Source organism: Arthrobacter sp. NPDC055585 (genome assembly GCF_053619115.1).
Genome location: NZ_JBSHIT010000007.1, coordinates 187,627 through 213,140 on the forward strand (window position 1 = coordinate 187,627; position 25,514 = coordinate 213,140).

Annotated in this window: 20 protein-coding genes; 13 read left to right on the forward strand and 7 right to left on the reverse strand. The window is 65.8% G+C overall.

The window, feature by feature from the left end:
- Position 1: 1 nt before the first annotated feature.
- Together ACWGQ2_RS13350 and ACWGQ2_RS13355 are read right to left on the reverse strand one after the other, a co-directional pair.
- A complete protein-coding gene (locus tag ACWGQ2_RS13350; protein ID WP_452018013.1) occupies positions 2-925 on the reverse strand; it encodes an alpha/beta fold hydrolase in 924 nt (307 codons plus the stop codon).
- Positions 925-1,761 carry an aldo/keto reductase gene (locus tag ACWGQ2_RS13355; protein ID WP_452018015.1) on the reverse strand — a complete coding sequence of 279 codons (837 nt, stop codon included), beginning with the start codon at positions 1,759-1,761 and terminating at the stop codon, positions 925-927. Before ACWGQ2_RS13355 ends, ACWGQ2_RS13350 begins: the two co-directional genes overlap by 1 nt.
- Before the next feature lie 263 nt (positions 1,762-2,024).
- On the opposite strand from ACWGQ2_RS13355, the gene ACWGQ2_RS13360 reads away from it, so the two are divergent.
- The 9 genes from ACWGQ2_RS13360 (at position 2,025) to ACWGQ2_RS13400 (ending at position 15,671) form a co-directional block, all read left to right on the forward strand.
- Positions 2,025-2,768 carry an MIP/aquaporin family protein gene (locus tag ACWGQ2_RS13360; RefSeq protein WP_452018017.1) on the forward strand — a complete coding sequence of 248 codons (744 nt, stop codon included), beginning with the start codon at positions 2,025-2,027 and terminating at the stop codon, positions 2,766-2,768.
- A 46-nt stretch (positions 2,769-2,814) separates the two neighbouring features.
- On the forward strand, positions 2,815-4,341 hold the full coding sequence (gene glpK, locus ACWGQ2_RS13365) for a glycerol kinase GlpK (protein ID WP_452018019.1): 1,527 nt from the start codon (positions 2,815-2,817) through the stop codon (positions 4,339-4,341).
- 176 nt (positions 4,342-4,517) lie between these two features.
- Positions 4,518-5,888, forward strand: a complete 1,371-nt coding sequence (locus tag ACWGQ2_RS13370) for a flavin-containing monooxygenase (RefSeq protein ID WP_452018021.1) — start codon at positions 4,518-4,520, stop codon at positions 5,886-5,888.
- On the forward strand, positions 5,888-6,814 hold the full coding sequence (locus tag ACWGQ2_RS13375) for a bile acid:sodium symporter family protein (protein ID WP_452018023.1): 927 nt from the start codon (positions 5,888-5,890) through the stop codon (positions 6,812-6,814). Before ACWGQ2_RS13370 ends, ACWGQ2_RS13375 begins: the two co-directional genes overlap by 1 nt.
- On the forward strand, positions 6,811-7,773 hold the full coding sequence (locus tag ACWGQ2_RS13380) for an SDR family oxidoreductase (RefSeq protein ID WP_452018025.1): 963 nt from the start codon (positions 6,811-6,813) through the stop codon (positions 7,771-7,773). Before ACWGQ2_RS13375 ends, ACWGQ2_RS13380 begins: the two co-directional genes overlap by 4 nt.
- A 278-nt stretch (positions 7,774-8,051) precedes the next feature.
- Positions 8,052-10,553, forward strand: coding sequence for a leucine--tRNA ligase (gene leuS, locus ACWGQ2_RS13385; protein ID WP_452018146.1), 2,502 nt, complete (start codon positions 8,052-8,054; stop codon positions 10,551-10,553).
- A 2-nt stretch (positions 10,554-10,555) separates the two neighbouring features.
- A complete protein-coding gene (locus ACWGQ2_RS13390; RefSeq protein ID WP_452018027.1) occupies positions 10,556-11,656 on the forward strand; it encodes a DegV family protein in 1,101 nt (366 codons plus the stop codon).
- Between the two features lie 108 nt (positions 11,657-11,764).
- A complete protein-coding gene (locus ACWGQ2_RS13395) occupies positions 11,765-12,757 on the forward strand; it encodes a ComEA family DNA-binding protein (protein ID WP_452018028.1) in 993 nt (330 codons plus the stop codon).
- Positions 12,758-13,328: 571 nt separating this feature from the next.
- Complete coding sequence (locus tag ACWGQ2_RS13400; protein ID WP_452018030.1) at positions 13,329-15,671, forward strand: ComEC/Rec2 family competence protein; 2,343 nt, start codon at positions 13,329-13,331, stop codon at positions 15,669-15,671.
- Positions 15,672-15,675: 4 nt separating this feature from the next.
- Here ACWGQ2_RS13400 and ACWGQ2_RS13405 read toward each other — a convergent pair whose 3' ends face one another.
- Positions 15,676-16,998 (reverse strand): TetR/AcrR family transcriptional regulator, encoded by a 1,323-nt coding sequence (locus ACWGQ2_RS13405; protein ID WP_452018032.1) that lies wholly within the window; start codon positions 16,996-16,998, stop codon positions 15,676-15,678.
- A gap of 249 nt (positions 16,999-17,247) precedes the next feature.
- Here ACWGQ2_RS13405 and holA point away from each other — a divergent pair, with 249 nt between their 5' ends.
- Positions 17,248-18,255 carry a DNA polymerase III subunit delta gene (holA, locus tag ACWGQ2_RS13410; RefSeq protein WP_452018034.1) on the forward strand — a complete coding sequence of 336 codons (1,008 nt, stop codon included), beginning with the start codon at positions 17,248-17,250 and terminating at the stop codon, positions 18,253-18,255.
- Positions 18,256-18,499: 244 nt separating this feature from the next.
- Here holA and rpsT read toward each other — a convergent pair whose 3' ends face one another.
- Both rpsT and ACWGQ2_RS13420 read right to left on the reverse strand, forming a co-directional pair.
- Positions 18,500-18,760 (reverse strand): 30S ribosomal protein S20, encoded by a 261-nt coding sequence (gene rpsT / locus ACWGQ2_RS13415; protein WP_055241021.1) that lies wholly within the window; start codon positions 18,758-18,760, stop codon positions 18,500-18,502.
- 218 nt (positions 18,761-18,978) lie between these two features.
- Entirely contained in the window at positions 18,979-19,539 is a 561-nt protein-coding gene (locus ACWGQ2_RS13420; protein WP_452018036.1) for a type II toxin-antitoxin system PemK/MazF family toxin, read from the reverse strand.
- A gap of 198 nt (positions 19,540-19,737) precedes the next feature.
- Here ACWGQ2_RS13420 and lepA point away from each other — a divergent pair, with 198 nt between their 5' ends.
- Together lepA and hemW are read left to right on the forward strand one after the other, a co-directional pair.
- On the forward strand, positions 19,738-21,591 hold the full coding sequence (gene lepA / locus ACWGQ2_RS13425; protein ID WP_452018038.1) for a translation elongation factor 4: 1,854 nt from the start codon (positions 19,738-19,740) through the stop codon (positions 21,589-21,591).
- Positions 21,588-22,817, forward strand: coding sequence for a radical SAM family heme chaperone HemW (hemW, locus tag ACWGQ2_RS13430; RefSeq protein WP_452018040.1), 1,230 nt, complete (start codon positions 21,588-21,590; stop codon positions 22,815-22,817). The genes lepA and hemW overlap by 4 nt, the downstream gene beginning before the upstream one ends.
- 34 nt (positions 22,818-22,851) lie before the next feature.
- Here hemW and ACWGQ2_RS13435 read toward each other — a convergent pair whose 3' ends face one another.
- A complete protein-coding gene (locus tag ACWGQ2_RS13435) occupies positions 22,852-23,277 on the reverse strand; it encodes a DUF4870 domain-containing protein (RefSeq protein ID WP_452018042.1) in 426 nt (141 codons plus the stop codon).
- A gap of 126 nt (positions 23,278-23,403) precedes the next feature.
- Entirely contained in the window at positions 23,404-24,249 is an 846-nt protein-coding gene (locus tag ACWGQ2_RS13440; protein ID WP_452018044.1) for a DUF3097 domain-containing protein, read from the reverse strand.
- Positions 24,250-24,436: 187 nt separating this feature from the next.
- Here ACWGQ2_RS13440 and hrcA point away from each other — a divergent pair, with 187 nt between their 5' ends.
- Complete coding sequence (gene hrcA, locus ACWGQ2_RS13445) at positions 24,437-25,450, forward strand: heat-inducible transcriptional repressor HrcA (protein ID WP_452018046.1); 1,014 nt, start codon at positions 24,437-24,439, stop codon at positions 25,448-25,450.
- The last annotated feature ends 64 nt before the right edge of the window (positions 25,451-25,514 follow it).

Genomic DNA, 25,514 nt, shown 5'->3' on the forward strand with positions numbered 1-25,514 from the left:
ATCAGCGGTGCCTCCGGGCCAGGAAGTCTGTGATGAGTGCAGCGGCGGAATCCGGTGCCTCGTAGTGGACCAGGTGCCCCACTCCTTCGAGGATCTCCAGCTCGGAATCCGGAACCAGCGCTGCCAGCCGGCGCTGGGCCGGAACCGAACCCAGGTCATCCCTGTCGGCGGCGATCAGCAGCACCGGCATTTGCAGCATCGGCGCGAAGTCACGGACGGTTTCGGAAATGGAAGAGCGGAAGGCCTCCAGCACGATGGCCCGGGAGGCAAAAGCGCTGAAATACGCATCGTGCTGGCCGTGGATCCAGCGCCGGAGACCGGGGTCGCGGGTTTTCGCCATGAGCATGCTCATGCCGCGGACAATCACCGGATTCGCCAGCAGCGCCCGGCCCGGTTTCTCCGGCAGCCTGGCCGCAGCCTGGTAGTAGAGTTCCGCGAGTTTGCTGGTGAAACCGTTGGGTCCTTCCAGCGCAGGTTCGCTGATCGGGTTGACCAGGATGAGTTCGCTGATGAGCTGTGGGTACTCCGCTGCTGTCCGGGACGCGATGATCGACCCGAAAGAGTGTCCCAGCAGGACGGTATCCGGGCCCAGGCCCAGCACGTCAAAGCCGGTGCGGACAAAACGCGCGTAGGCAGCGGCGTCGTGCACTCCCGGAAGCACAGCGCCCTGGCCGAATCCCGGAAGGTCCGGCAGGATGACCCGGTTGTTCGGCAGCGCTTCAACCAGGCGCAGCAGGCCGTGATGGTCGCCGCGGAAGCCGTGGACCATAAAGATTGCCGGCCCTGCTGTGCCGGGATCCTCGGCGGGGAAGTCCCAGAACCGCTGGGCGGATCCTTCGACGGCGATGGTCCGGACGCTGGCCCGGCGCTGGAAGGGCGCGGGGGCACCAGCCCCGGCGGCACTGCGGTGCCGCGGCAGGAGCATCAGTTCACCTCGCTGGGATTCGAACCGGTCCGGCGCCCGGAATCCATGCCATCCAGGACGGCCATGTGTTCGGGGCTGAGCTCAAAGGAGAAAATGTCCAGGTTCTCGGCGATCCGTTCCTCGGTGCTGGCCTTCGGGATCACGGTGTGGCCGGCCTGGACATGCCAGCGCAGCACTGCCTGGGCGGGGCTGCGCCCAATCTCCCCGGCAATCTGCTGCACCGCAGGCTCCGCCAGAATGGCGCCGCGGCCAAGAGGACTCCAGGCAACGGTACGAATGCCGCTGGCTTCATGGAAGGACCGCAGTTCACGCTGGGCGAGCCACGGGTGGAGCTCCACCTGGTTGACGGCGGGGACAACGGACGCCTGGTCCAGGAGCTCCTCGAGGTGTTCGCGGTTGAAGTTGGAGACGCCGATCGCCCGGACCCTGCCCTCCGAGTAGAGCGTCTCCAGTGCCTTCCAGGTTTCGGCGAAGAGCCCGCGCTCCGGGCAGGGCCAGTGAATCAGGTACAGATCCAGGTAGTCGAAACCCAGCTTCTGCATCGAGGTGTCGAATGCGCGCAGCGCTGCGTCGTAGCCGTGGTCCGTGTTCCACACCTTCGAGGTGACAAAAAGGTCCTCGCGCACAACGTGTCCTGCGTCGGTGAAGTTGCGGACCGCTTCGCCCACGCCCTCTTCGTTCCCGTACAGCGCTGCGGTGTCAATGTGCCGGTACCCCAGGGTGAGCGCTGCGCTGACCAGCGGCGCTGCGTCCTGCGCCGGAACCTTATAGGTTCCGTAACCCGCCTGGTCAATGAGTACGCCGTTGTTCAGAGTCAGTTTTGGTGCCGGATCCATGCTGCAACTCTACCGAGCTCCGCCCGAGGTGCGCTTGTGCCGTGCCGCGTGTACGGTGAAGAGCCTGTAAACGCCCCCTGACAAGGACAAGCAGTTTCCTTAAAGTCATGGCGTTTCTTGAAAAAGATTGATTGCATAGGGCCTTACAGTGCCCCGGCAGGCTTCGGCAGGCGAAATGCCCGGATTGACGCCGGTGCCCGTGGCAGGTCCTTCATCACTGATCACCCCCAAAATGCACAACTAACGGATCGGAGGAGTCGATGGTGACTCTAGGAGAGGTATTTGTCAGCGAGATGCTGGGTACAGCAGCGCTGATAGTCCTGGGCTGCGGTGTAGTCGCCAACGTTGCCCTGGGAAAAACCAAAGGCAACGGCGGCGGCTTCCTGATGGTCAACTGGGGATGGGGACTCGGCGTGTTTGCCGGCGTCTACCTCTCCGTGATGTCGGGGGCGCACATCAACCCCGCCGTGACCGTTGGCGTCATCACCGGCGGCGCGGACGAATTCGTACCCGGTGTAGCGGTAACCATCGGCTCAACACTCACCTACTTCGGCGGACAGATGCTCGGTGCCATCATCGGCGCCTTTGTAGCCTGGCTGGCCTACAAAAAGCAGTTTGACGATGAGCCGGACCCGGCAAACATTCTGGGTGTGTTCTCCACCGGTCCCGCAATCCGTTCCTATGGCTGGAACGTAGTCACCGAGGTTGTCGGCACGTTCATGCTGGTATTCGTGATTGTCGCCTTCGCCGGTACACCTACGGAACTTGGCCCGCTGGCCGTCGCTCTGCTGGTGGTTGGTATTGGTGCCTCCCTCGGCGGACCCACCGGATACGCCATCAACCCGGCCCGTGACCTTGGACCGCGCATCGTCCACGCCCTGCTGCCCATCCGGAACAAGGGCAACAGCGACTGGTCCTACTCCTGGGTTCCCGTGGTCGGTCCGCTGATCGGCGGAGCACTCGGCGGCTGGGCCGGCGGCTTCATTCCGCTTCCTGAAATCGTCTAGCCCTTCTACGTCCGCGAAGACTTAAGACCCCAAAGGAGAGACCCACGTGACCGACAGCAAGCAGCAGTACGTGATCGCAATTGACCAGGGCACTACCAGCAGCCGGGCAATTGTCTTCGACCACGACGGCAAGATCGTTTCAACCGGGCAGAAAGAACACGAGCAGATCTTCCCCCGTGCCGGCTGGGTTGAGCATGACCCCATGGAGATCTGGACCAACGTCCGAGAGGTTGTGGGCACCGCACTGTCCAAGGCAAACCTCACGCGGCACGACATCGTCGCCGTCGGCATCACCAACCAGCGCGAAACTGCGGTGGTGTGGGACCGGAACACCGGCAAGCCGGTCTACAACGCCATTGTCTGGCAGGACACCCGCACCCAGCCGATCGTCGACGAACTTGCGCAGGAAGGCGGGCTGGAGCGCTTCAAGGACAAGGTGGGCCTTCCGCTGGCCACCTACTTCTCCGGCACCAAGATCAAGTGGATCCTGGACAACGTAGAGGGCGCCCGGGAGAAGGCCGAGAACGGTGACCTGATGTTCGGCAACACCGATTCATGGGTTACCTGGAACCTCACCGGCGGGACCGACGGCGGCGTCCACATCACTGATGTGTCCAACGCTTCGCGGACCATGTTCATGGACCTGGACACCCTGACCTGGGACCAGTCAATCCTGGACACCTTCGGTGTTCCGGCCTCCATGCTCCCGGAGATCCGTTCCTCGTCGGAGATTTACGGAACGGTGCACACTTCCCAGCTGCTGCGCGAAACCCCGGTTGCCGGCATCCTCGGCGACCAGCAGGCCGCTACGTTCGGCCAGGCTGCCTTCGGCGTCGGTGATGCGAAGAACACTTACGGCACCGGCAACTTCCTCATCTTCAACACGGGCGAGGAAAAGGTGATGTCAGAGAACGGGCTGCTCACCACCGTTGCGTACAAGATCGGCGACGCCGCACCCGTGTACGCACTGGAAGGCTCCATTGCCGTCACCGGATCGCTGGTGCAGTGGCTGCGGGACAACCTCGGCATGATCAACAGTGCCCCGGAAATTGAGCAGCTGGCCAGCGCGGTCGAAGACAACGGCGGCGTCTACATTGTTCCGGCGTTCTCCGGCCTGTTCGCACCGCACTGGCGTTCCGACGCCCGCGGCGTGATCGTGGGACTGACCCGGTTCGTGAACAAGAACCACATTGCCCGCGCCGCACTTGAATCCACTGCCTTCCAGACCCGGGAAGTCCTTGATGCGGTCAACGCCGACTCCGGCGTTCCGCTGACGGAACTGCGGGTCGACGGCGGCATGGTCGCCAACGACGCGCTGATGCAGTTCCAGGCAGACATCCTCGGAGTGGACGTAGTCCGTCCCGAAGTTGTTGAAACCACTGCCCTGGGTGCGGCGTATGCTGCCGGACTTGCAGTCGGTTTCTGGAATGACACGGCCGAGCTCGCTGCGAACTGGAATGAAGGCAAGCGCTGGACTCCGAACATGGACCAGGCCGAGCGTGAGCGGCAGATGCGCCTGTGGAGCAAGGCCGTGACGCGGACCTTCGACTGGGTGGATAAGGACGTCCTCTAGGCACCAGCCCTGCGGGGCAGCGTTCCCCGCGTCGAAAAACCAGCTCCCGGATCCGCGGATCCGGGAGCTGGTTTTTTGTCCCGGAGTTGGGGAGTGTCGCGTTTGACCTGCAGGAACAGGGGCCGGTAGCGTTCGGTCAGCATCAATGGTGATGCGCGTCACAGAAACAGGTCTCGATGTCCTTAACAGCAGGTTCTTTCCGCACGGACCGGCAGCCGCTGCCGGTTGCCGTAATTGGTGCCGGCCCCAGCGGGCTGGCTGCCCTGCGGGCATTGTCCAAACGCGGACTCGACGTCGTGGGTTTTGAGGCACACAGCGACGTCGGCGGGCTGTGGAACATCGGCAATCCCGCCAGCACGGTGTACGAATCCGCGCACCTGATTTCCTCCAGGACAACCACCGAGTTCGCTGAGTTTCCGATGCCGGCCGGGACACCGGATTATCCGGGCCACCGGCAACTGCTTGCCTATTTCCGCGGCTACGCGGAAACCTTCGGGCTCACCGGTCGAATCCGGTTCAGCACGCGGATCACCAGTGCCGTTCCCAGCGGCGACGGCGGCTGGAACCTTGCCTGGGAAGGACCCGAGGGGGCGGGCAGCGGCAGTTTCAGCGCCGTCGTCGTTGCCTCCGGCACCCTGCACACGCCGTTCCTGCCGGCTTTCCGGGGTGAGTTCGCCGGGCAGATCCGCCATTCGGCCCAGTACAAGGATGCTGCCGAACTGGCGGGCAAACGTGTGCTGATTGTCGGTGCGGGCAACAGCGGCTGCGACATCGCCGTGGACGCCGTGCACCACGCCGCCTCCGTGGACATCAGCGTCAGGCGCGGATACTACTTCGTGCCCAAGTACGTCTTTGGACGCCCTACGGACATACTGAACCAGGGCAAACCCCTGCCGCGGCCGCTCAAGCAGTTCCTGGACAAGCGCCTGCTCCGCATGTTTACAGGAGACCCTGCGCGTTTCGGCTTCCCCAAACCCGATTACCGGATCTACGAATCCCACCCGGTGGTCAACTCCCTGATCCTGCACCACCTGGGCCACGGCGACCTCTCGGTGAAACCGGACATCGACCGGCTGGAGGGATCCACCGTGCACTTCCGGGACGGCACAACGGGGGAGTACGACCTGCTGCTCTGCTCCACCGGCTATGTGCTCAGCTACCCGTTCCTGGCGCCAGAGCTGCTGGGCTGGCACGGAGCGTCGCCGCAGCTGTACCTGAACATTTTCAGCCGCCAGGCGAAGAACCTGATGGTGGTGGGCATGGTGGAAGCCTCCGGCCTGGGCTGGGAAGGCAGATACCGCCAGGCCGAGCTGGTGGCGGCGTACCTCGCAGCCCAGCAGGAGAGCCCAGGCACGGCCGCGGAGTTCGACGGCGCCGTCAGCGGGCCGTCGCCCGATGTCACCGGGGGCTACCGTTATCTGGGCCTGGACCGGATGAGCTACTACGTCAACAAGGACGCCTACCGGAAGGAGCTGGACGCGCACCTTGACCGGCTGGCCCAGCGCGCCCCGGAAACTGCCGCGGCACCCGCGGAGTTGAACCGCTGATGCCCATCGACGACGTCGTACTCAATTTCTCACCCGGCTCGCTGGTGATCCTGAACGTGGTCCTGGCCGTGATCATCCTCGGCATAGCCCTGGAAGTCCGGCCCGCCGACTTCCGCACGGTCGCACGGAGCCCGAAGGCGATCGTGCTGGGCCTGGCCGCGCAGTACCTGCTCCTGCCGGCGGTGACAGTCGGCATAGCCCTGGCGCTGCAGGTCCCCGCCTCCATTGCGCTGGGCATGATCCTCGTCGCCTGCTGCCCGCCGGGCGGCATCTCGAACGTGCTGACCCACCGGGCCCACGGCGACGTGGCGCTCTCCGCGTCCATGACCGCGGTGTCGAATCTGGTGGCCATCATCGTGATGCCGCTCAACGTGGCGTTCTGGGCAGCGCTGAGTCCGTCCACGGCAACCCTGATGCGCGACTTCTCGCTAGACCGGGGCGGGATGCTGATCCAGGTCCTGCTGATCATCGGCGTCCCGTTTGCGGTGGGCATGCCGCTGGCCCGGCGCTTTCCCGGCCTCACCGACCGGCTGCGGCCCTGGGTGCAGCGGATTGGGCTGGTGGCGCTGCTGGCGTTCATCGTGGCCGGCACCGCCAGCAACCTGGGACCGCTGCGTGAACACCTCGGCACCATTTTCCTGGTGGTGGCCCTGCACGACGCCGTGGCGCTGGCCGTGGGGTACTGGGCTGCAGCCGCCGTCCGGCTGGACGAAGCCAGCCGGCGGGCGGTGACCTTCGAGGTCGGTGCCCGCAATACCGGGCTGGGCCTTGGGCTGACCCTGACGTTCTTCTCCGGGCTGGGCGGCATGGCCATGGTCGCCGCCTGGTGGGGAATCTGGGACATCCTGGCCGGCCTGGCGCTTGCCGCGTGGTGGCGCAGGCGAGATGCCCGGCGGGCATCCGAGCCGACGGAGGCTGCACTGTGACCCGGGTCTGCGTGACCGGCGGCAACGGGTTCCTTGGCTCCGCTGTCGTCTCCCGGCTGGCTGCGGATCCCGGTATCAGCCACGTCCTCAGCCTGGACATCCGTGAACCCGCGCCTGACCTGGTAATTAGCGGGGTCCAGTACGCGCTGGCGGACATTGGCTCCCCGCATTTGGGCACCCTTCTGGCCGATCACAGGATCGACACCGTGGTCCACCTGGCGGCAATCGTGAATCCGGGGCGGGACACCACCCGGGAGCAGGAGTTTCAGGTGGACGTCATCGGTTCGAGGAATGTCCTTTCCGCCTGTCTTGAGGCGGGAATCAAACACGTAGTCATTTCCTCCTCCGGCGCTGCCTACGGTTACCACGCCGACAACGCTCCCTGGTTGAATGAGTCCCATCCGCTGCGCGGGAACGACGAGTTCGCCTACTCCCGGCACAAGCGGCTGGTCGAAGAAGAGCTGGCACGGCTGCGCCGTGACCATCCGGAACTGCGGCAGACCATCTTCCGGATCGGCACGATCCTGGGGGAGCGGGTGCGGAACCAGATCACTGCGCTGTTCGACGCGCCCCGGCTGCTGCGCGTGGCCGGAAGCGAGTCGCCGTTTGTTTTCATCTGGGACCAGGACGTCGCTGACGCAATGGCCCAGGCAGTGGTCACCGGCCGGAGCGGGATCTTCAACGTGGCCGGCGACGGCGCCCTGACCGTCCGGGAGATCGCCGGGCTCATGGGCAAACGGACGCTTACCGTGCCGGCGCCGCTGCTTGCCGCCGGTCTCTGGCTGGGGCAGAAGCTCAGGCTCACCGTGCACGGGCCGGAGCAGCTGCGCTTCCTCCGCTACCGTCCGGTGCTGGACAACACCGCCCTCAAGGAAGAATTCGGCTTTACACCCACTCGGACGAGCCGGGAAGCTTTCCTGGAATTCCGTGCGGCCCGGGAGGCAGTGGGGCGCGGGTGAACGGGGTGCCGGTGAACGGGGTGCCGGGCTGTCCCGGCCCGGCGCCCGTCCGCGGCGGTGCACCAGACCCGGGCACCGCCGTCGGGCGCTGCCTGTTGTAAAGTGGAGAAATGACCGCTTTGCTCCTCCTTAGATAGCCGCGTTTGAGTCAAACGCGGCAGCCCCTTGCATCTGACGAGGGGCTTTTGTGTGTCTGGGAAGAGTTAACAGCGCAGGCGGAACCGGCGGCACGCCGGAGGCCGCGGATCACCAGGATTTCTTGAGGACAGAGGCGAAGCATAGTGAGCACGCAGTCACAGACTGACCAGTCGGAAGAGGCCGTATACAGTTTCTCGGCCATGGAAAAGAAGTGGCCGGCTGTCTGGGACGACCTTGGCGTTTTCACCCCGGCCGATGATGGCTCGAAGGAACGCCGCTACGTCCTGGACATGTTCCCGTACCCGTCCGGTGACCTGCACATGGGCCACGCTGAAGCGTTCGCGATGGGCGACGTCGTTGCCCGCTACTGGCGCCAGCTCGGCTTCGACGTGCTGCACCCGATCGGCTGGGACTCCTTTGGCCTGCCCGCGGAAAACGCCGCGATCAAGCACAACGCCCACCCGAGTGAGTGGACCTACCGCAACATTGACACCCAGGCCGGTTCCTTCAAGCGGTACGCCATCAGCGTTGACTGGTCCCGCCGCCTGCACACCTCCGATCCGGAGTACTACCGCTGGACCCAGTGGCTGTTCACCCGCTTCTACGACCGGGGCCTGGCCTACCGGAAGAACTCCCCGGTGAACTGGTGCCCGAAGGACCAGACCGTGCTGGCCAACGAGCAGGTTGTCAACGGCGCCTGCGAACGCTGCGGCACCCAGGTCACCAAGAAGGCCCTGAACCAGTGGTACTTCAAGATCACTGACTACGCCGACCGCCTGCTCGATGACATGGAGCAGCTGAAGGGTCACTGGCCGGAGCGTGTGCTGGCCATGCAGAAGAACTGGATTGGCCGTTCCGAGGGCGCGCACGTCCGGTTCGCCATCGAGGCTGCCGGCAACAAGCCCGAAGAGCAGGTCACCGTCTTCACCACCCGCCCGGACACCCTGTACGGAGCAACGTTCTTCGTCGTGGCTGCTGACGCACCGCTGGCCCTGGACCTGGTGGACGATGAGCACCGCGAGGCCCTGCTGCAGTACCGCGAGGACGTCAAGGCGCTCTCCGACATCGAACGCCAGGCCACGGACCGCACCAAGACCGGCGTCTTCACCGGCCGCTACGCCGTCAACCCGCTCAACGGCGAAAAGCTGCCGGTCTGGGCAGCGGACTACGTGCTGGCCGACTACGGCACCGGCGCAATCATGGCCGTGCCCGCACACGACCAGCGCGACCTGGACTTCGCCCGCACCTTCGACCTGCCGGTCCGCGCAGTCCTGGACACCGGTGAAGAGGATCCCGCCGTCAGCGGCACCGCCACCACCGGCGAAGGCACCCTGGTGAACTCCGGTGAGCTGAACGGCCTGCCGAAGTCCGAAGCCATTCCTGCAGCCGTCCGCATCCTGGAGGAAAAGGGCACGGGGGAGAAGTTCGTGAACTTCCGCCTGCGCGACTGGCTGCTCTCCCGCCAGCGTTTCTGGGGCACCCCGATCCCCATCATCCACTGCGAGAAGTGCGGCGAAGTTCCGGTTCCCGATGACCAGCTGCCGGTCACCCTGCCCACCGGGCTGAAGGGCGAGGCGCTGGCCCCGAAGGGCACCTCTCCGCTGGCCTCCGTGGAAGAGTGGGTCAACGTTTCCTGCCCGTCCTGCGACGGTCCGGCCAAGCGGGACACCGACACCATGGACACCTTCGTGGACTCGTCCTGGTACTTCATGCGCTTCGTTTCCCCGCACTTCACCGAGGGGCCGTTCGACCCGGAGGCGGTCCGGAACTGGATGCCCGTGGGCCAGTACGTGGGCGGCGTCGAGCACGCCATCCTGCACCTGCTCTACTCCCGGTTCTTCACCAAGGTGGTCAAGGACATGGGCCTGATCGAGGCCGATGAACCCTTCACCGCCCTGCTGAACCAGGGCCAGGTGCTCAACGGCGGCAAGGCAATGTCCAAGTCGCTGGGCAACGGCGTGGACCTGGGCGAGCAGCTGGACAAGTACGGCGTTGACGCCGTGCGCCTGACCATGGTCTTTGCCTCCCCGCCGGAAGACGATGTCGACTGGGCGGACGTCTCGCCGTCGGGCTCCGCGAAGTTCCTGGCCCGCGCCTGGCGCCTGGGCCAGGACGTAGCCTCCGAGCCGGGCGTGGACTTCACGGCGGGGGACAAGAAGCTGCGTTCCGTGACGCACCGGACCATCGCCGACGCAACCGAGCTGCTGGACGCCGGCAAGTTCAACGTGGTGATCGCCAAGCTGATGGAGCTGGTCAACGCGACCCGCAAGACCATCGACGCGGGTGCCGGTGCTGCCGATCCCGCGGTCCGGGAAGCTGCCGAAACGGTGGCCGTGATCCTGAGCCTCTTCGCCCCGTACACCGCCGAAGACCTGTGGAACGCGCTGGGCCACCCGGCGTCGGTCGCCAATGCAGGCTGGCCGGCAGTTGACGAGTCCCTGCTGGTACAGGACACCGTCACCGCGATCGTGCAGGTCAAGGGCAAGGTCCGCGACCGCCTGGAAGTTCCGGCCGACATCACCGAAGACGCGCTGCGTGAGCTGGCGCTGGCTTCGGAGCAGGTGCAGCGCACGCTCGACGGCGCCGGCATCCGCACCATCATTGTGAAGGCACCCAAGCTCGTGAACATCGTGCCTGCTTAGTCATGATGGACTGGGCGGCGCTGCGCGGGCGGTGGTTCAAGTCCCGGGAAACCGGGGCCGCTGAGCCTGCTTTCCGCCCGCGCGTCGCCGTCGTCACCGATTCATCATCTTCCCTGCCCGAGCAGTGGGCGGAGACGCCGTCCCTGGCCTCGCTGGTGCGGGTTGTTTCCATGCCGGTGATGATCGGGGACCAGATTTACGGCGAGGGCACTGACAAGATGATCGGTGCCCTCGCGCTGGCCTTGGCGCAGGGCCAGGAAGTCCGCACCTCACGTCCGGCTCCGGGCCAGTTTGAGGCGGTTTACGCTGAGCTTGCTGCTGCCGGCTTCGAGGCGGTGGTCTCGGTTCACCTTTCTTCCAAGCTGTCCGGAACTGTGGATTCCGCCCGGCTTGCGGCGCGGTCTGCCGAGCTTCCCGTGCTTGTTGTGGATACCGCGTCTGTTGCCATGGGGCTGGGGTATGCGGTGCAGGCCGCCGCCCGTGCGGCTTTCGCGGGTGCGGAAGCGGCCGACGTCGCTGCTGCCGCCCACGCGAGTGCTGAAGCGGCGCACATTCTCTTTTACGTTCCCAGCCTTGACCAGCTGCGCCGCGGCGGCCGGATCGGTGCTGCCGCCGGCTGGTTCGGCACCCTGTTCGCGGTCAAGCCCATCCTGGCGATCCGGGACGGTCTGGTGGTTCCGCTGGAACGCGTCCGGACGGCCCCGAAGGCTCTGGCCCGGCTGGAGGAATTGTCCCGGGAGGAACTTTCCCGGCGCGCCGGTCCGGTGCGTGTGGCCGTCCATCATTTTGGCAACGAAGCGGAGGCCGAACGCCTGGCTTCTGCAGTGATCCGGGAGCTTCCCGAAGCTGAAGTGATGCTTTGCCCGCTGCCTGCGGTGCTTGCCGCGCATGCCGGTCTGGGCGTGCTGGCGGTGGCTATAGCGCCGAGTCCTCGTTCCGGTTCGGACCCGGCTGCGGCTGGCCCGAAGACAGAAATGGAGACAGAGACCGACGCCGGAACTGGCGCCCTGGCTTCCGGGGCTGGCGCCGAGGGAACCGCGGTGCCCGGCGCGGCGGGTCGAACTGCCGCCCGCCCCGGGGACCAGGACCGGGACATCGACTGACTCTGCCGCGGGCCAGTCTTCCTGCACAACGCCTGCCGCAAACGATGCTGTTCACAACGCCTTGAAACCGGCTATTGTCTGTCCTGCCGGGATCGTAGGCTCCCCGGCATGGCCAACCACCGTTGGGACACAGAACCGGCTGCCGGACTTCCTTCACGGCTTGCCGCGCGGCGCCGTGCCGCTGGCGGAAACCTTCCGCCGCCCGGAGGTGTACCGGGAAGCGAGACGGATTCCCGCAACAGTCCTGTCCTGGAGGACACCGAGGCCGCGTGGCAGCTCCCGGGCCCCCAGGAGGATGAACCGGATTTCGGTACAGGTCCTGGTGTTGCAGCCGAGAACCGGCGGCGGTGGAAGTTTCCACGACGCGCAGGAATCCTTGCTGCCTGCCTGATGCTGGCGGCAGCTGCTGCGGTTCCGCTGCTGCGTGAGAGGGCTTCGTCCGAAGTACTGAGTGTGGAACTTGGTTCAAACCTCGCCACAAACGGCGCGGGGGAACGTCCGGCCACGGGATCGCCGGAGCGTGAGGAGACTCCTGGAGAGACCGCGCATGCGGACCGGGAAACCGCCCCGGCAGGAGAAGCGGGCACATCCGGTGAAGGGGGTTCCAAGGGTGGCCCCGCCGGCAGCAGCGCCCAGCTTGTGGTGCACGTGGCGGGCGCCGTGACCGCTCCCGGACTGGTGCGCATCCCTGCGGGCAGCAGGGTTGCCGATGCAGTTGCAGCAGCCGGCGGCGCCACAGGCGAAGCCGACCTGACCCGGGTGAACCTCGCCTCCCTTATGACCGACGGATCCATGGTCGTTATCCCAGCGCAGGGAGACCCCAGCGGACCCGTTCAGCCGCCGGGTACCGGATCAGGGGAGCAGCCAGCGCCGGGATCCGAGGCCGGGACCGGTTTCGGAAGCCCAGTGTCAGTGGTCAATCTGAATACTGCCGGGGAGACTGAGCTGCAGACGCTGCCGCGGGTGGGCCCGGTGCTGGCGGGGCGGATCATTGCCTGGCGCACTGAACACGGACCGTTCCAACGGGCGGAGGATCTGGACGCGGTCCCGGGGATCGGGGAAGCAATGCTGGCTGCACTGTTGCCTCTGGTCGCCGTGTGAATGGGTTGGGCCCACGGAAACTGCGTGGCTTCGAAAACAGAGCCTCGCCGGATCGCTGCCTGCGGGGTCCAGTCTGATGGCCCGCCGAAGTCCGTGGGAACGCTACACCTCAGCGGCAATCGAGGGTGCCGGCCCTGACCGAGGCAGACGGACCGGACCCGGGCGTGAGCCTGGCTCTGGGTCCGGGACTGGGCTCGGCGCACCACGCGGTGCAGCAGACGATGACGGGGCCGAGCGCGGTGGATCTGGTGCCGCTGTTTCGCGCGGCGAGCCTGCCAAGAGATCCTCCGGCGGGATCCGGCGGATATATGCGGGCAGCGCTGCCGGCGGTCTCATGGGTGGTATTACGGGCCTGCTGGGGCGTCTGTTCGGCTCCTTTCGCGGCTCCCTGACGGCCGGAACGGCGGTCGGTGGGGCGAAACCCCATACCGAACTGCGGCTGGTGCCGGTCGCCGTTTGCGCCTGGGCGAGTGCCGCAGCTGCGGTGCGTTTGCCGGGTCCGGTCAGCCTTCTGGCGGCTGCGGCCGGTGCGGTCCTCCTGCTGATGGTCCTTCTGACGTCTCGGCAGCGAATGAAACCACGCTTCCGCGGTCGGGCCGCCGCAGTGCTGGCGCCCCTCGCCGTGCTGGTCCTGGTGGCCAGTTCGGCGGGGTCGGCTGTGGTGGGCCGGGCTGCCGGTCCGGCAGGTGTGGCCGTGGCGGCGGGTGCTTCCATCACGGGTGAGTTCGTTGCGACCAGTGATGCCCGCCCTGCTGCCGCGGACCGTTTCAGCGGCAAGCCAAGGTATCTCCTAGAAGCCCAGCTGAGCAGTTTCACGCTGGCAGGTGAACGTTCCGCGGCCCTGCTGCCGGTCCTCATTATTGGGAATGAGGCCTACGCCAATATCCATTTGGGGGATACCTTCAACACCGCAGGGTCCCTCATCGCCTCGGAGCCGGGTGACCGGACAGCAGCGGTGCTCCGCGCCTCACGCGCCCCGACCGTCGAACCTGCGGACGGGCTGCTGGCCATCGCCACAGCGCTGAGAACCGGATTCGCTCAGCGTGCCCAGACGCTCGGTGCCACGGATGCCGCTGGCCTGCTGCCCGGAATGGTCCTGGGAGACAGATCGACTGCCCCTCCCGAGCTCACCACGGCGATGCAGGATACCGGGCTCACCCATCTCACCGCGGTTTCCGGTGCCAACTGCAGTTACCTGCTGGCCTTCGTTTTTCTTCTGTGCCGCGTGGTCCGCCTTCCGCGGGGCGCCGCAGCAGCTGTCGCTGTCCTGGTGCTGGCGGGGTTTGTGCTGGTGGTCCGGCCCGATGCCAGCGTGCTGCGTGCCGCAGTCATGGGTTCAATCGGTACTGCCGCGGTGGTCACCGGACGTGGGAAGGTTCCCACCGCACTGCTCTGTCTCTGCGCTACTGTCCTGCTGGCGGTTGATCCTTGGCTCAGCGGAAGCTATGCGTTCATCCTCTCCGTGTGCGCGACGGCGGGATTAATCTTCCTCGGTCCGCGTCTGAGCGCGGGCCTGGCCCGCTTCCTGCCACAGCCGGTGGCTGTCCTCACCTCCGTACCTCTTGCGGCGCAGGTGGCCTGCTCACCGGTGCTCGTCCTGCTCCAGCCCAATTTGCCCGCCTACTCCCTGCCGGCCAACATTGCCGCGGCGCCGGTTGTTCCGTTCGTGACCATTGTGGGAATGGCCGCCGTGCTGCTCGGGCACTTTGCCCCGCCACTGGATTTCCCTCTTCTGGTCTCCGCTGGTGTCGGCGCAGGGTGGGTTTCCGGTGTAGCCCGCTTCTTCGCGCAGGCTCCGGGCGCGCTGCTGCCGTGGCTCCCGGGTCCGGCCGGAGCAGGGGCTATGGCAGCTGCGGCAGCGCTCCTGGCCTGGGGCATCATCAGGCTCGGGCGGCCCCGCGCCGCGCGGGAGGGCCCCGGAACGATTTCATCCGAGGGGAAGGGTGGCAGGCAGTGGTGCGGTCCCTTGCGTGCGGGTCGGTTTGGGCTGATCTGCCTGGCCACCGTCCTGGTCGTAGTGCTGGGTGCTGTGACAATGCGGCTGCTCCAGCCTGGTCCGGGCCGGACGGACTGGATTGCCGCCGTCTGCGACGTCGGGCAGGGCGACGCCCTGGCAGTAAGGACGGGGCCCGAATCGGCGATAGTCATCGACGCCGGTCCTGACCCGCCGGCGCTGGACACCTGTCTGGACCGGCTGGGCATCGCCACCATCGAGATGCTGGTCATCACCCACGTACACGAGGACCACTATGCTGGTGCGGCGGCCGCGGCGGAAGGCAGGGAAGTGAACTCGCTGGTGTTCTCGTCGGCTGAACCTGGAACGCCCGGGAAGATCAGCGAGCTCGGCCGCCAGTTTGGTGTGGAGCCGGAACGCCTGGGCCGCGGAGGACACGGGGAGCTCGGCTCCGTGCGATGGGACGTCCTGTGGCCCCCAGCGGGCACAGATGACAGGGCCGGCACCGCGGGTGGTTCTGGTCCAACGGGAGCCGGGGGAGCCTCCGGTGCCCCTGGCCCGGCCGGCACCCTGGCGGGACTCACTGAGAATGACGCCAGCGCTGTCCTGCTGATCCGTACGGCTGGGATCAACTTTCTCTTCACGGGTGATCTCGAGGAGGAGGCTGCCCGGCAGATGCTCCGAGCAAGTGCGCAGCTGCGGACCGAACCCGTGCACGTACTCAAGGTCGCCCACCACGGCGCGCGTAACTCCGGCCGGGCATTGCCGGAAGAGTTGCGTCCGTTGCTGGCACTGATATCGGTGGGGGAGGAGAACACGTACGGGCATCCGGCTCCGGAAACCCTTCGAAACCTTGAAGAGTCTGGGGCACAGGTGGCGCGCACGGATCAGCTGGGCAGCTTTGTCCTGCACCTGGACGGAGGGAAGCTGATGGTCAGCGGGCTCAGCAGGGGACCTTGAGGCGCTACCCGGCGCCGCCGTTTACTGCCAGAACGGTGCGCAGGTCGTTCATGGCAGCCACGAAGTCCTCGGCACTGGCCTGGATGTCCCCGGCTGCTCCCAGCCAGCCGGCCGCCATATCCGAGATAGCCGCGTAGGCTGCGTTCGAGGCGAGGGAGGCTTCGTAGGCCGGCTCACCGTTCAGGTGCGCGTACTGCGGGTTCCCGGCAAGCCAGTCCCGGATAGTGCCCATGATTCGTGTGCCGGCGTCCACGAGGGTCGCGGTACCGGCATCCCGGGCAGCGGGCTGGGTGCGGGAGAGCTCAGCCCGCAGCCGGGCCACTTCCGCGTTGACACTCGTATGGCCGATCGACCCGAAGATGAGCGCATAAGCCCCGCCCACAACATCGTCACCATGTTTGGTAAGCACTTCCTCAGCTTGCTGGCGCGGCAGCACGTTCAACGGCCGGCCGATCATGGCTGCCTCGCGGGAGGGGAAGTAGTTGAAGAATGTACTGCGCGAGATCACGGCCTCCGCGCAGATTTCATCCACGGTGACGGCCGCAAAGCCGCGTTCAAGAGCGCCGCGGGCGGCTGCCAGCTCAATGCGGTTCTCAGTGTCCCGCCGTTTGCGTTCCCGGAGACCGGGGGCGGGTGCTGTGGCCTCTTCCGGTTCGGGAAGCGGAACCTCGGGAAGGCTCAGCGGACGGGACGGATCGTTGGCCCCAACAACAACCCTGAGTGCATCCACTGCGGCCAGACACGAGGCTAAGGGGTCAGGGACGTCGCGCAGCGGAACGCGCCACCAGTCGGAGGTCGCGTACATCGCCGCATACGCGGCCGTAACCGCCAGCACCGCTTCAGTCCGTGGTTTGCCTGGAATGCGGGCATACTGCGGATGGGCGCGCAACCATCCTTCGACTGCGTCAGTGAGGCCGTTCTGCACGGAGATGAGCCCGGTGGAGTACTGGCGCATGGCCGCTGGCTGTTCAGTGATCAGCCGGGAACGGTCGCGCAGGATGTCCGAGTCGGCGGTCCGGTTGGCCAGGACAGGTACCTGCATTTCCAGCAGGCCACGGACCAGGTCGTCCGGATGCCGGGAAAGAATCGGGTAGATCACATCAGGTCCGGGCACGGTGAGGGGTTCACCCACGATTGCCGCGTGACGGGAGGGAAAGTGATTGAAGAAGGAGCTGCGGGAAATGTCAGCCCGCGAACAGATCATCTCGACCGTCACGTTCTCAAAGCCGTGCTCGAGTGCGGCATCGACTGCTGCCCGCGCAACAACGGAACGGGGCTGCCGGCGCGAGGGCTTGCGGCGGGAGGGTCCGCCGTCAACTGCGGCCACTAAATCACTCTCCTCTGGGCGTATGCCTCCGCAACATTAGCCGTACCCGCGGTTGCGGACAAACTTGACTGGCGGCGTCTGCGTTCCCCTCGCCGCGCGGGTGCGGGTCCGCAGGCAGATCACCATGAAAGAGGAATGTGGCAAAAACGACGACGGCGGAAGTTGGCCGGCGGGTTGCCCCGTGGCAATGTTGGGGGTGATCGATCCCCCGTTCACCAGTCCAGGAGCAGTGCATCCGTGAATCCGGCCGTGCCCAAGAAATCTACCGCCAAGCCGGCGGCCGGTACCGTCTCCTGGCGGCAGGCTGCTCCAGCCCCCGTTGTGCTGCTGACCGGCCCGGAAGACTACCTTGCCGGCCGTGCCATGGAGAATATTCGCCTGCAGCAGCGCAGCCAGGCGCCGGATACCGAAGTGATCCGCATCGACGCCGCCGCCTACACCGCCGGGCAGCTGACGCTTATTGCCAGTCCGTCCCTGTTCGGGGAAGCGAAGCTGATCGAGGCCGGGAACCTCGCGCACATGAGTGAGGAGTTCCTGAACGATACCCTCACCTACCTCTCCGATCCGGCGCCGGACACGGTGCTCGTCCTGCACCACTCGGGCGGAAACCGGGGCAAGAAGCTGCTCGACGCCGTCAAAGCCGCCAAAGCACCGGTGGTCGACTGCCAGCCTTTTAAGAAGGATGCCGACAAGGCCGACTTCGTTTCCCAGGAGTTCAAGGCCGGGAAGCGGCGGATTGACGGCGGCGCCGTCCGCGCGCTGGTCAGTGCGGTGGGTTCGAGCCTGGCTGAACTGGCGTCCGCGTGCCAGCAGCTGATGCACGATACGTCCGGCGAAGTCACTGAGGAGACGGTCGAGAAGTACTACGGCGGCAGGGTCGAAGCGACTGCCTTCAAGGTGGCCGACGCCGCGCTGGCTGGGCGTGCGGGGGCGGCACTGTCGATGCTTCGCCATGCACTGGCCACCGGAGTGGACCCGGTTCCCCTGGTGGCAGCGCTGGCCATGAAGGTGCGCGCGGTGGCACGGGTAGCCGATCTGCGGGGTTCCTCCGCTTCCCTCGCCAAGGATCTGGGGATGGCTCCCTGGCAAGTGGACCAGGCACGGCGGGATGCGCAGCGCTTTTCCTCCGAGTCGCTGGTCAAGGCGGTGCAGGCCCTGGCCGAGGCAGATGCCCAGGTCAAAGGTGCCGGCCGCGATCCGGTGTACGCGGTGGAGCGTGCCGTTACAGTCATCGCGCTGGCTGCCTCCGGGCGATAATCCGTTCGGCAGTTCCCGGCTGAATCGGACGTCCCGCCGCATGTTCCAGGAAGCGGCGAACTGGACACCGCCGATTCAGGATCCTGCGACCGGAGAGATCCTTCACGTTGGCCGCACAGCGCCGGGGTGCCTGCGGGATTGAAACGGTGGCCGCAGGAACGGGACGGTACATACCGGCTTAAAGCAAAAACGGCCGGTCCCGAGGGACCAGCCGTTTTCGTAAAACTAAGGGTGTTGCTCCCGCTTAGAGCGCGTTGACCTTCTTGGAGATGGCCGACTTGCGGTTAGCAGCGTTGTTCTTGTGGATAACGCCCTTGCTGACAGCCTTGTCCAGCTTGCGGGTAGCAGCCTGCAGGGCTGCCTGAGCCGCTTCCTTGTCAGCAGCGGTGACAGCGTTATCCACGTTGCGGATAAGCGTCTTCAGCTCGGACTTCACCGAGTTGTTGCGCTGACGCGCCTTCTCGTTGGTGAGGATGCGCTTCTTCTGGGACTTAATATTGGCCACTTATAAACTCTCTTTGTATTGCGGACTTGGTCGGTGAGGGAATTTCAGACCAGACATTGACTGAGCGGCGTGGGGATACCGTAATGGCGCCCGGCCTGAAGTGCCCGTCGACCTGCGCGGACACACAGCAATAAATGTTAGCAGAACTTCGCGGACAGTGTGGAACCGGGCACGAAGACCCGTGCCCGGCCCGCACCTGCTCGCAGCACGAAGCGGCTTCAGCGCCGGCGCTCCGCGAGCCGCTTCGCAACACGCTCAAAGACAGAACGGTCCACGATGGCACCCTGCCTGCGGATGTCCGCCTGATCCAGCTGAATGATCCGGTCCAGCTTAACCTCGCTCGGCCGCCCCTTGCTGTCCCAGGCGCCGGTGCCAATGTCGAGGTAGTCCGGATCCGAGTCTCTGGAGTTGTTCCGGTCCCGGGTGGTGAGCATCAGGCCCAGCAGGCGGGGCCCGCTGCGGCCGATCAGCAGCACAGGACGGTCCTTGCCCTGGGACGGATCGTCCTCATAGGGCACCCAGGCCCAGACAACTTCGCCGGGATCCGGAGCCCCGTCCGGCTTCGGTGCGTAGGCGGGTTTGATCGGTCCCGAGTAGTCGCCGGCGTATCCGCTGCGCCGGGCCGACTGCAAGGTAGCTGAGGGGGAGGGAGACGACTGGGCGTGGGATGAGCGCGTGGAAGATGCACTCGGAGTTTTCGCAGGACCGGGCGCCAGATGGCGGGCAACCCGAAGGGCATTCCGGGCAAGGCTGAGCAGGTTACGGGAAGAAAAAGCCATGCCGCCATCCTAGGTGCGGGCGGCCGGGACGGCCCGGCCGTTCTTCCCGGCCGTGAACAGTTCGGGTCACCCGGGGTAAACGTGGGAGACTGTTAACACCAGTCCACTTCGTACAATCCCTGCGTGCGAGCGGTCCTGCCCTGAGTACACATCCGGGGACAGCACCGAAGCCATGCAAACAGTAAAGGAACCGCCACAGTGTCACCTCTGGCCCGCTTCTCACCGGTGCCTGCCGCGACGGATCCGGCGATCATTCGGAATTTCTGCATCATCGCCCACATCGACCATGGCAAGTCCACCCTGGCCGACCGCATGCTCCAGCTCACCGGAGTGGTACAGCAGCGCGACATGAAGGCCCAGTACCTGGACCGCATGGACATCGAACGCGAACGCGGCATCACCATCAAGTCCCAGGCTGTACGCATGCCCTGGGAACTCGATGACCAGTCCTACGCCCTGAACATGATCGACACCCCGGGCCACGTTGACTTCACCTACGAGGTCTCCCGCTCCCTGGCAGCCTGCGAAGGCGCAGTGCTCCTGGTGGACGCCGCCCAGGGCATCGAAGCACAGACCCTCGCCAATCTCTACCTGGCGATGGAAAACGACCTCACCATCATCCCGGTCCTTAACAAGATCGACCTGCCGGCAGCACAGCCGGAAAAGTACGCCGAGGAACTGGCGAAACTGATCGGCGGGGATCCGGAGGACGTGCTGAAGGTTTCCGGCAAGACCGGCGTCGGCGTCGAAGCCCTGCTGGACCAGATTGTCCGTGACATTCCCGCACCCGTCGGCGACCCCAACGCACCGGCACGCGCCATGATCTTCGACTCCGTCTATGACACCTACCGCGGCGTGGTCACCTACGTCCGTGTGGTTGACGGCAAGCTCTCGCCGCGGGAACGCGTGCAGATGATGTCCACCCGTGCCAGCCACGAACTCCTCGAAATCGGCGTCAGCTCCCCGGAACCCACCCCGTCCAAGGGACTGGGAGTCGGCGAGGTCGGCTACCTGATCACCGGCGTGAAGGACGTCCGCCTGTCCAAGGTCGGCGACACCGTCACCAACCTGGCCAAGCCCGCCGCCGAATCGCTGCCGGGCTACGCCGATGCCAAGCCCATGGTGTTCTCCGGTCTCTACCCGATCGACGGCGCCGACTACCCGGTGCTGCGCGATGCGCTGGAAAAGCTGATGCTCAATGACGCGGCCCTGGTGTATGAACCCGAGACCTCGGCGGCGCTGGGCTTCGGCTTCCGCGTGGGCTTCCTGGGCCTGCTCCACCTCGAAATCACCCGTGAGCGGCTCGAGCGCGAGTACAACCTGGACCTGATCTCCACCGCACCGAACGTGGAGTACGAGGTGACGCTCGAGGACAACAAGGTGGTCAAGGTGACCAACCCGAGCGAGTACCCCGAAGGCAAGATCAAGGAGGTCCGCGAGCCGATGGTAGCGGCCACGATCCTCGCGCCGAGCGAGTTCGTCGGCGCCATCATGGAGCTGTGCCAGACCCGCCGCGGTGTCCTGGGCGGCATGGATTACCTCTCCGAGGACCGGGTGGAAATCCGGTACCGCCTGCCGCTGGCCGAGATCGTCTTCGATTTCTTCGACGTGCTGAAGTCCAAGACCCGCGGCTACGCCTCACTCGACTGGAAGGCAGACGGCGAACAGATTTCCGATCTGGTCAAGGTGGACATCCTGCTTCAGGGCGAACAGGTGGACGCCTTCAGCTCCATCACACACAAGGACAAGGCCTACGCCTACGGCGTCATGATGACCGGCAAGCTGCGCGAACTCATCCCCAGGCAGCAGTTCGAGGTGCCAATCCAGGCCGCCATCGGCTCCCGCATCATCGCCCGCGAATCCATCCGCGCGATCCGCAAGGACGTGCTTGCCAAGTGCTACGGCGGCGACATCAGCCGTAAGCGCAAGCTGCTGGAAAAGCAGAAGGAAGGCAAGAAGCGCATGAAGATGGTTGGCCGCGTGGAAGTACCGCAGGAAGCCTTTGTGGCTGCCCTGTCCTCCGACGAGTCCAAGGACAAAGCCAAGAAGTGACACCCAGCGCGCTTCCGCTCGGGGATCCCGCCCCAAGGGACGGAATCCTTCCGGCCGATGCAGCCACCGCGGCAGCAGAACGGAAATTCGGGCTCTACGTCCACATTCCGTTCTGTGCCGTTCGCTGCGGCTACTGCGACTTCAACACCTACACCGCCACCGAGCTGGGCGGGGGAGCGTCGCAGGACGCCTACGCCTCCACAGCACAGCAGGAAGTCCGGTTTGCTGCCAAGGCCCTGGCGGCGTCGGGCGTCCCGGAGCGGCCCATCGAGACAGTCTTCTTTGGCGGCGGCACACCGACCCTGCTCCCGGCTGAAGACCTGGCCGCCATCCTGGGCACCGCCGTCGAGGAGTGGGGTCTGGCTCCCGGTGCGGAGGTGACCACCGAGGCGAACCCCGACTCGGTGACCCCTGAATCCCTGCAGCTCCTTAAAGATGCCGGCTTCACCCGAGTCTCCTTTGGCATGCAGTCCGCGGTGCCGCACGTCCTGGCGGTCCTGGACCGGACCCACACACCCTCGCGGGTACCGCAGGCGGTGCAGTGGGCGCGCGACGCCGGCCTGAAAGTCAGCGTGGACCTGATCTACGGCACGCCGGGGGAGTCCCTGGCGGACTGGAAGCATTCGGTCGAGGAAGCCCTGAGCTACGGGCCCGACCACATTTCGGCCTACGCGCTGATCGTCGAGGAGGGCACCAAGCTGGCTGCGCGCATGCGCCGCGGCGAAGTGCCGCCCATTGACGACGACGACCACGCGGACAAGTACCTGCTAGCCGATGAACTGTTCACCGCTGCCGGGCTGAACTGGTACGAGGTCAGCAACTGGGCACGCACCCCGCAGGACGCCTGCCGGCACAACCTGGCCTACTGGCGCAGTGATGACTGGTGGGGAATTGGTCCCGGGGCGCACTCGCACGTTGGCGGAGTCCGCTGGTGGAACGCCAAGCATCCCACTGCCTACGCCCAGCGGATCGCGGCGGGGGAGTCACCCGCCGTCGGGCGGGAAACCCTGGATGCGGACACGCGCTACCTGGAGGACGTCATGCTGCGCACCCGGCTCGCTGAAGGCCTGCCGCGGGAGCTGCTGCGTCCCGAAGGACGGCACGAGATCGCCGGCCTGATCGCGGACGGACTGGTGGAGCCGAAGGCTGCCATTGGCGGCACCGTGCTGCTTACGCTCAAGGGCAGGCTGCTGGCCGACGCCGTTGTGCGCCGGCTGCTGCCCTAGCCGCAGCAGACCGAACCGGTAAAAACCCCGCGGACTACCGGATGCGGCGCAGATTGAAGCGGTAGCGGTACGGCCGTCCGCGGTTGCATTCGATGCCCGCTATGACGGAAAACACGGCGACTGCAATCCAGATCAGCGCGTTGAAGATGGCGAAATACCCTCCCACCACCGGAATGAATGAAAGCAGCCAGGCCACGAGCGCCAGGATGGTGGGCGGCAGCGTGAAGTTCAGGGCTTCCTTCGACTCCTGAGCCGTGAACGGCCCGCGGTCACGGAACACCAGATAGATGATGAGCGAAGGAACGAAGCCCAGGATGCCGCCGAAGTGGGAAAGCGTGGCCCACTGGCGGTCTTCCGACGCGGTCAGCGGGAGGGCATTCGCCGGGGCACCCTGGTAGTCCGGGCGCGCCGGCGAACCGTGGTTATCCGGCTGCGGGTGGTTCGGGCGTGGGTTGGACACGGTTGCTATTCCTTTAACTCTCAGATGACGCAGGGCTGCCCCCGCGGGTACCTGTTGTTAGACAAGGGTACTGGGTTCCGCCGCCGGAGCAGGCAAAGGCCGGTTCAGCGCGGCGCGGCGGGACGGCTACGGAACGGTGAGGAAATCAATGACTTCTTCCACCCGGCCCAGCAGCGCCGGTTCAAGATCGGCGTAGGTCCGGACTGAGCCCAGCAGCTTTTTCCAGCCCAGCGCGACGTCGGTGTGGCTGCGGTGCGGCCAGCCGAGTCCCTTCAGGATTCCGGTCTTCCAGTCCTCGTTCCGCGGCACCACGGGCCAGGCCTGCAGGCCGATGACATGGGGCTTGATGGCCTGCCAGACGTCCACATAGGGGTGGCCCACAATAAGCACGTTGCCTGCCGCGCCGGGAACCCGCATGGCCTCGGCAGCTATGCGCGACTCCTTGGAACCGGACACCAGATGGTCAACCAGGATGCCCAGGCGCCGGCCGGGGCCGGGGGAGAAGTCACGCACCGCACCGGCCAGGTCATCCACTCCGTGCAGAGGCTCGACGACGATGCCCTCGATCCGCAGGTCGTCTCCCCACACCTTTTCCACGAGTTCGGCGTCGTGCTTGCCTTCCACCCAGATCCGGCTTGCGCGGGCGGTGCGGGCCCGGACGTTCTCCACTGCGACCGAACCGGAAGCCGTCCGCCGGGCGGCCGGCGGCGCTGCCGCTTTAACGGCAGGAATCACTTCAACCGGTTCGCCCTCAAGGAGGAACCCGAAGCCGAGTTCAAAGGAACGGGTCCTGCCGCGCGCATCCTCGAGCACTACCAGGTGCATGCCGCCGGACTTTTCGGTGCGCAGCACCGCACCAACCCACCCGGTCTGGACTTCTTCCAGGACCAGGCCCTTCTCTGCGCCGACCCGGCGCAGGGCCTTACGGGCCGGGGCGGTGATGTCCTGCGGCCCCCACTCGTAGCTGGGCATAAAACCTCGTTCCTGGAGAAGACGCTGCGCAGCACCTGCGTGAGCCGCAGGCACGGAAGATTCAATGCTAGCAACGGCGGTGGATGGTATTAGACTTAGCACTTAGGGACACCGAGTGCTAACAGCGGCCGGCACGGCCGTGCAGCGCCCGGGTGCGAATGACAGTCCGTCAGCGAAGGAGGAAACCATGAGCGAACCACGCCGGCTCGAGGTGCTCCGGGCCATTGTCGAAGACTACGTCCACTCCCGCGAACCCGTAGGATCCAAGGCCCTGGTCGAGCGGCACCACCTTGGCGTTTCCTCCGCCACCATCCGCAATGACATGGCAGTCCTCGAAGAAGAGGGCCTGATCGTTGCGCCGCACACCTCCGCCGGACGCATCCCCACGGACAAGGGCTACCGGCTTTTCGTAGACCAGCTCTCGGATCTGAAGCCGCTTTCCGCCGCTGAACGGCGTGCCATCCAGACCCTTCTTGAAGGCGCCGAGGACATCGATGACATCCTGGACCGCACCGTCCGGCTCCTGTCCCAGCTGACCAACCAGGTCGCCGTCGTGCAGTACCCGCACCTCGGCAACGCGAAGGTGCGCCACATCGAGTTCGTCCTGCTGGCCCCGGCTCAGGTCCTCGTGGTGCTGATCTCCACTACCGGGCGCGTTGAGCAGCGTGTCATCACCGTGCCGGCCCCCGTGACGGAGCAGGACCTGCATGAACTGCGCCAGCACTTCCTGCAGGCACTTGCCGGAACCACGCTCACGCGGATCACTTCCCACCTGGCAGACACCCTGGCTACCGTTCCGGCCCACCTGCGGGGAACGGCCGGCGCCCTGGTGCGGGCCCTGGAACAGCTGGCAGGAATTAACCGCGAAGACCGCATGGTGATGGCCGGAACAGCCAACCTGGCCCGCGCAACGGGAGACTTCCCGCTGACCATCGGGCCCATCCTTGAAGCCCTGGAAGAACAGGTCGTTATGCTTCGGCTGCTCTCGGAAATGGAGCAGGACGCCAGGGGAGTCTCGGTCCGCATCGGATCGGAAAACCCATACGGTTCGCTCTCGGAGGCATCCGTCGTCGCCACTGGGTATGGGCCGGATGCTTCGGCTATGGTAGGAATCCTTGGTCCCACGCGGATGGACTATCCCAACACCATGGCAGCGGTTCGAGCCGTTGCCCGCTACCTTTCCCGGGTCCTGAACACCTGACCCCAAAGACTGGCAGCCGCCTCACCAGCGGTGTCCGGAAGACTAATCATCCCCGAGGCGGGGG

Bases quoted from the DNA above. Each gene is read 5' to 3' on its own strand.
- ACWGQ2_RS13350 (WP_452018013.1), bottom strand. From the start codon at position 925: ATGCTCCTGCCGCGGCACCGCAGTGCCGCCGGGGCTGGTGCCCCCGCG.
- ACWGQ2_RS13355 (WP_452018015.1), bottom strand. From the start codon at position 1,761: ATGGATCCGGCACCAAAACTGACTCTGAACAACGGCGTACTCATTGAC.
- ACWGQ2_RS13370 (WP_452018021.1), top strand. From the start codon at position 4,518: ATGTCCTTAACAGCAGGTTCTTTCCGCACGGACCGGCAGCCGCTGCCG.
- ACWGQ2_RS13375 (WP_452018023.1), top strand. From the start codon at position 5,888: ATGCCCATCGACGACGTCGTACTCAATTTCTCACCCGGCTCGCTGGTG.
- ACWGQ2_RS13390 (WP_452018027.1), top strand. From the start codon at position 10,556: ATGATGGACTGGGCGGCGCTGCGCGGGCGGTGGTTCAAGTCCCGGGAA.
- ACWGQ2_RS13395 (WP_452018028.1), top strand. From the start codon at position 11,765: ATGGCCAACCACCGTTGGGACACAGAACCGGCTGCCGGACTTCCTTCA.
- ACWGQ2_RS13400 (WP_452018030.1), top strand. From the start codon at position 13,329: ATGAAACCACGCTTCCGCGGTCGGGCCGCCGCAGTGCTGGCGCCCCTC.
- ACWGQ2_RS13420 (WP_452018036.1), bottom strand. From the start codon at position 19,539: ATGGCTTTTTCTTCCCGTAACCTGCTCAGCCTTGCCCGGAATGCCCTT.
- ACWGQ2_RS13440 (WP_452018044.1), bottom strand. From the start codon at position 24,249: ATGCCCAGCTACGAGTGGGGGCCGCAGGACATCACCGCCCCGGCCCGT.
- hrcA (WP_452018046.1), top strand. From the start codon at position 24,437: ATGAGCGAACCACGCCGGCTCGAGGTGCTCCGGGCCATTGTCGAAGAC.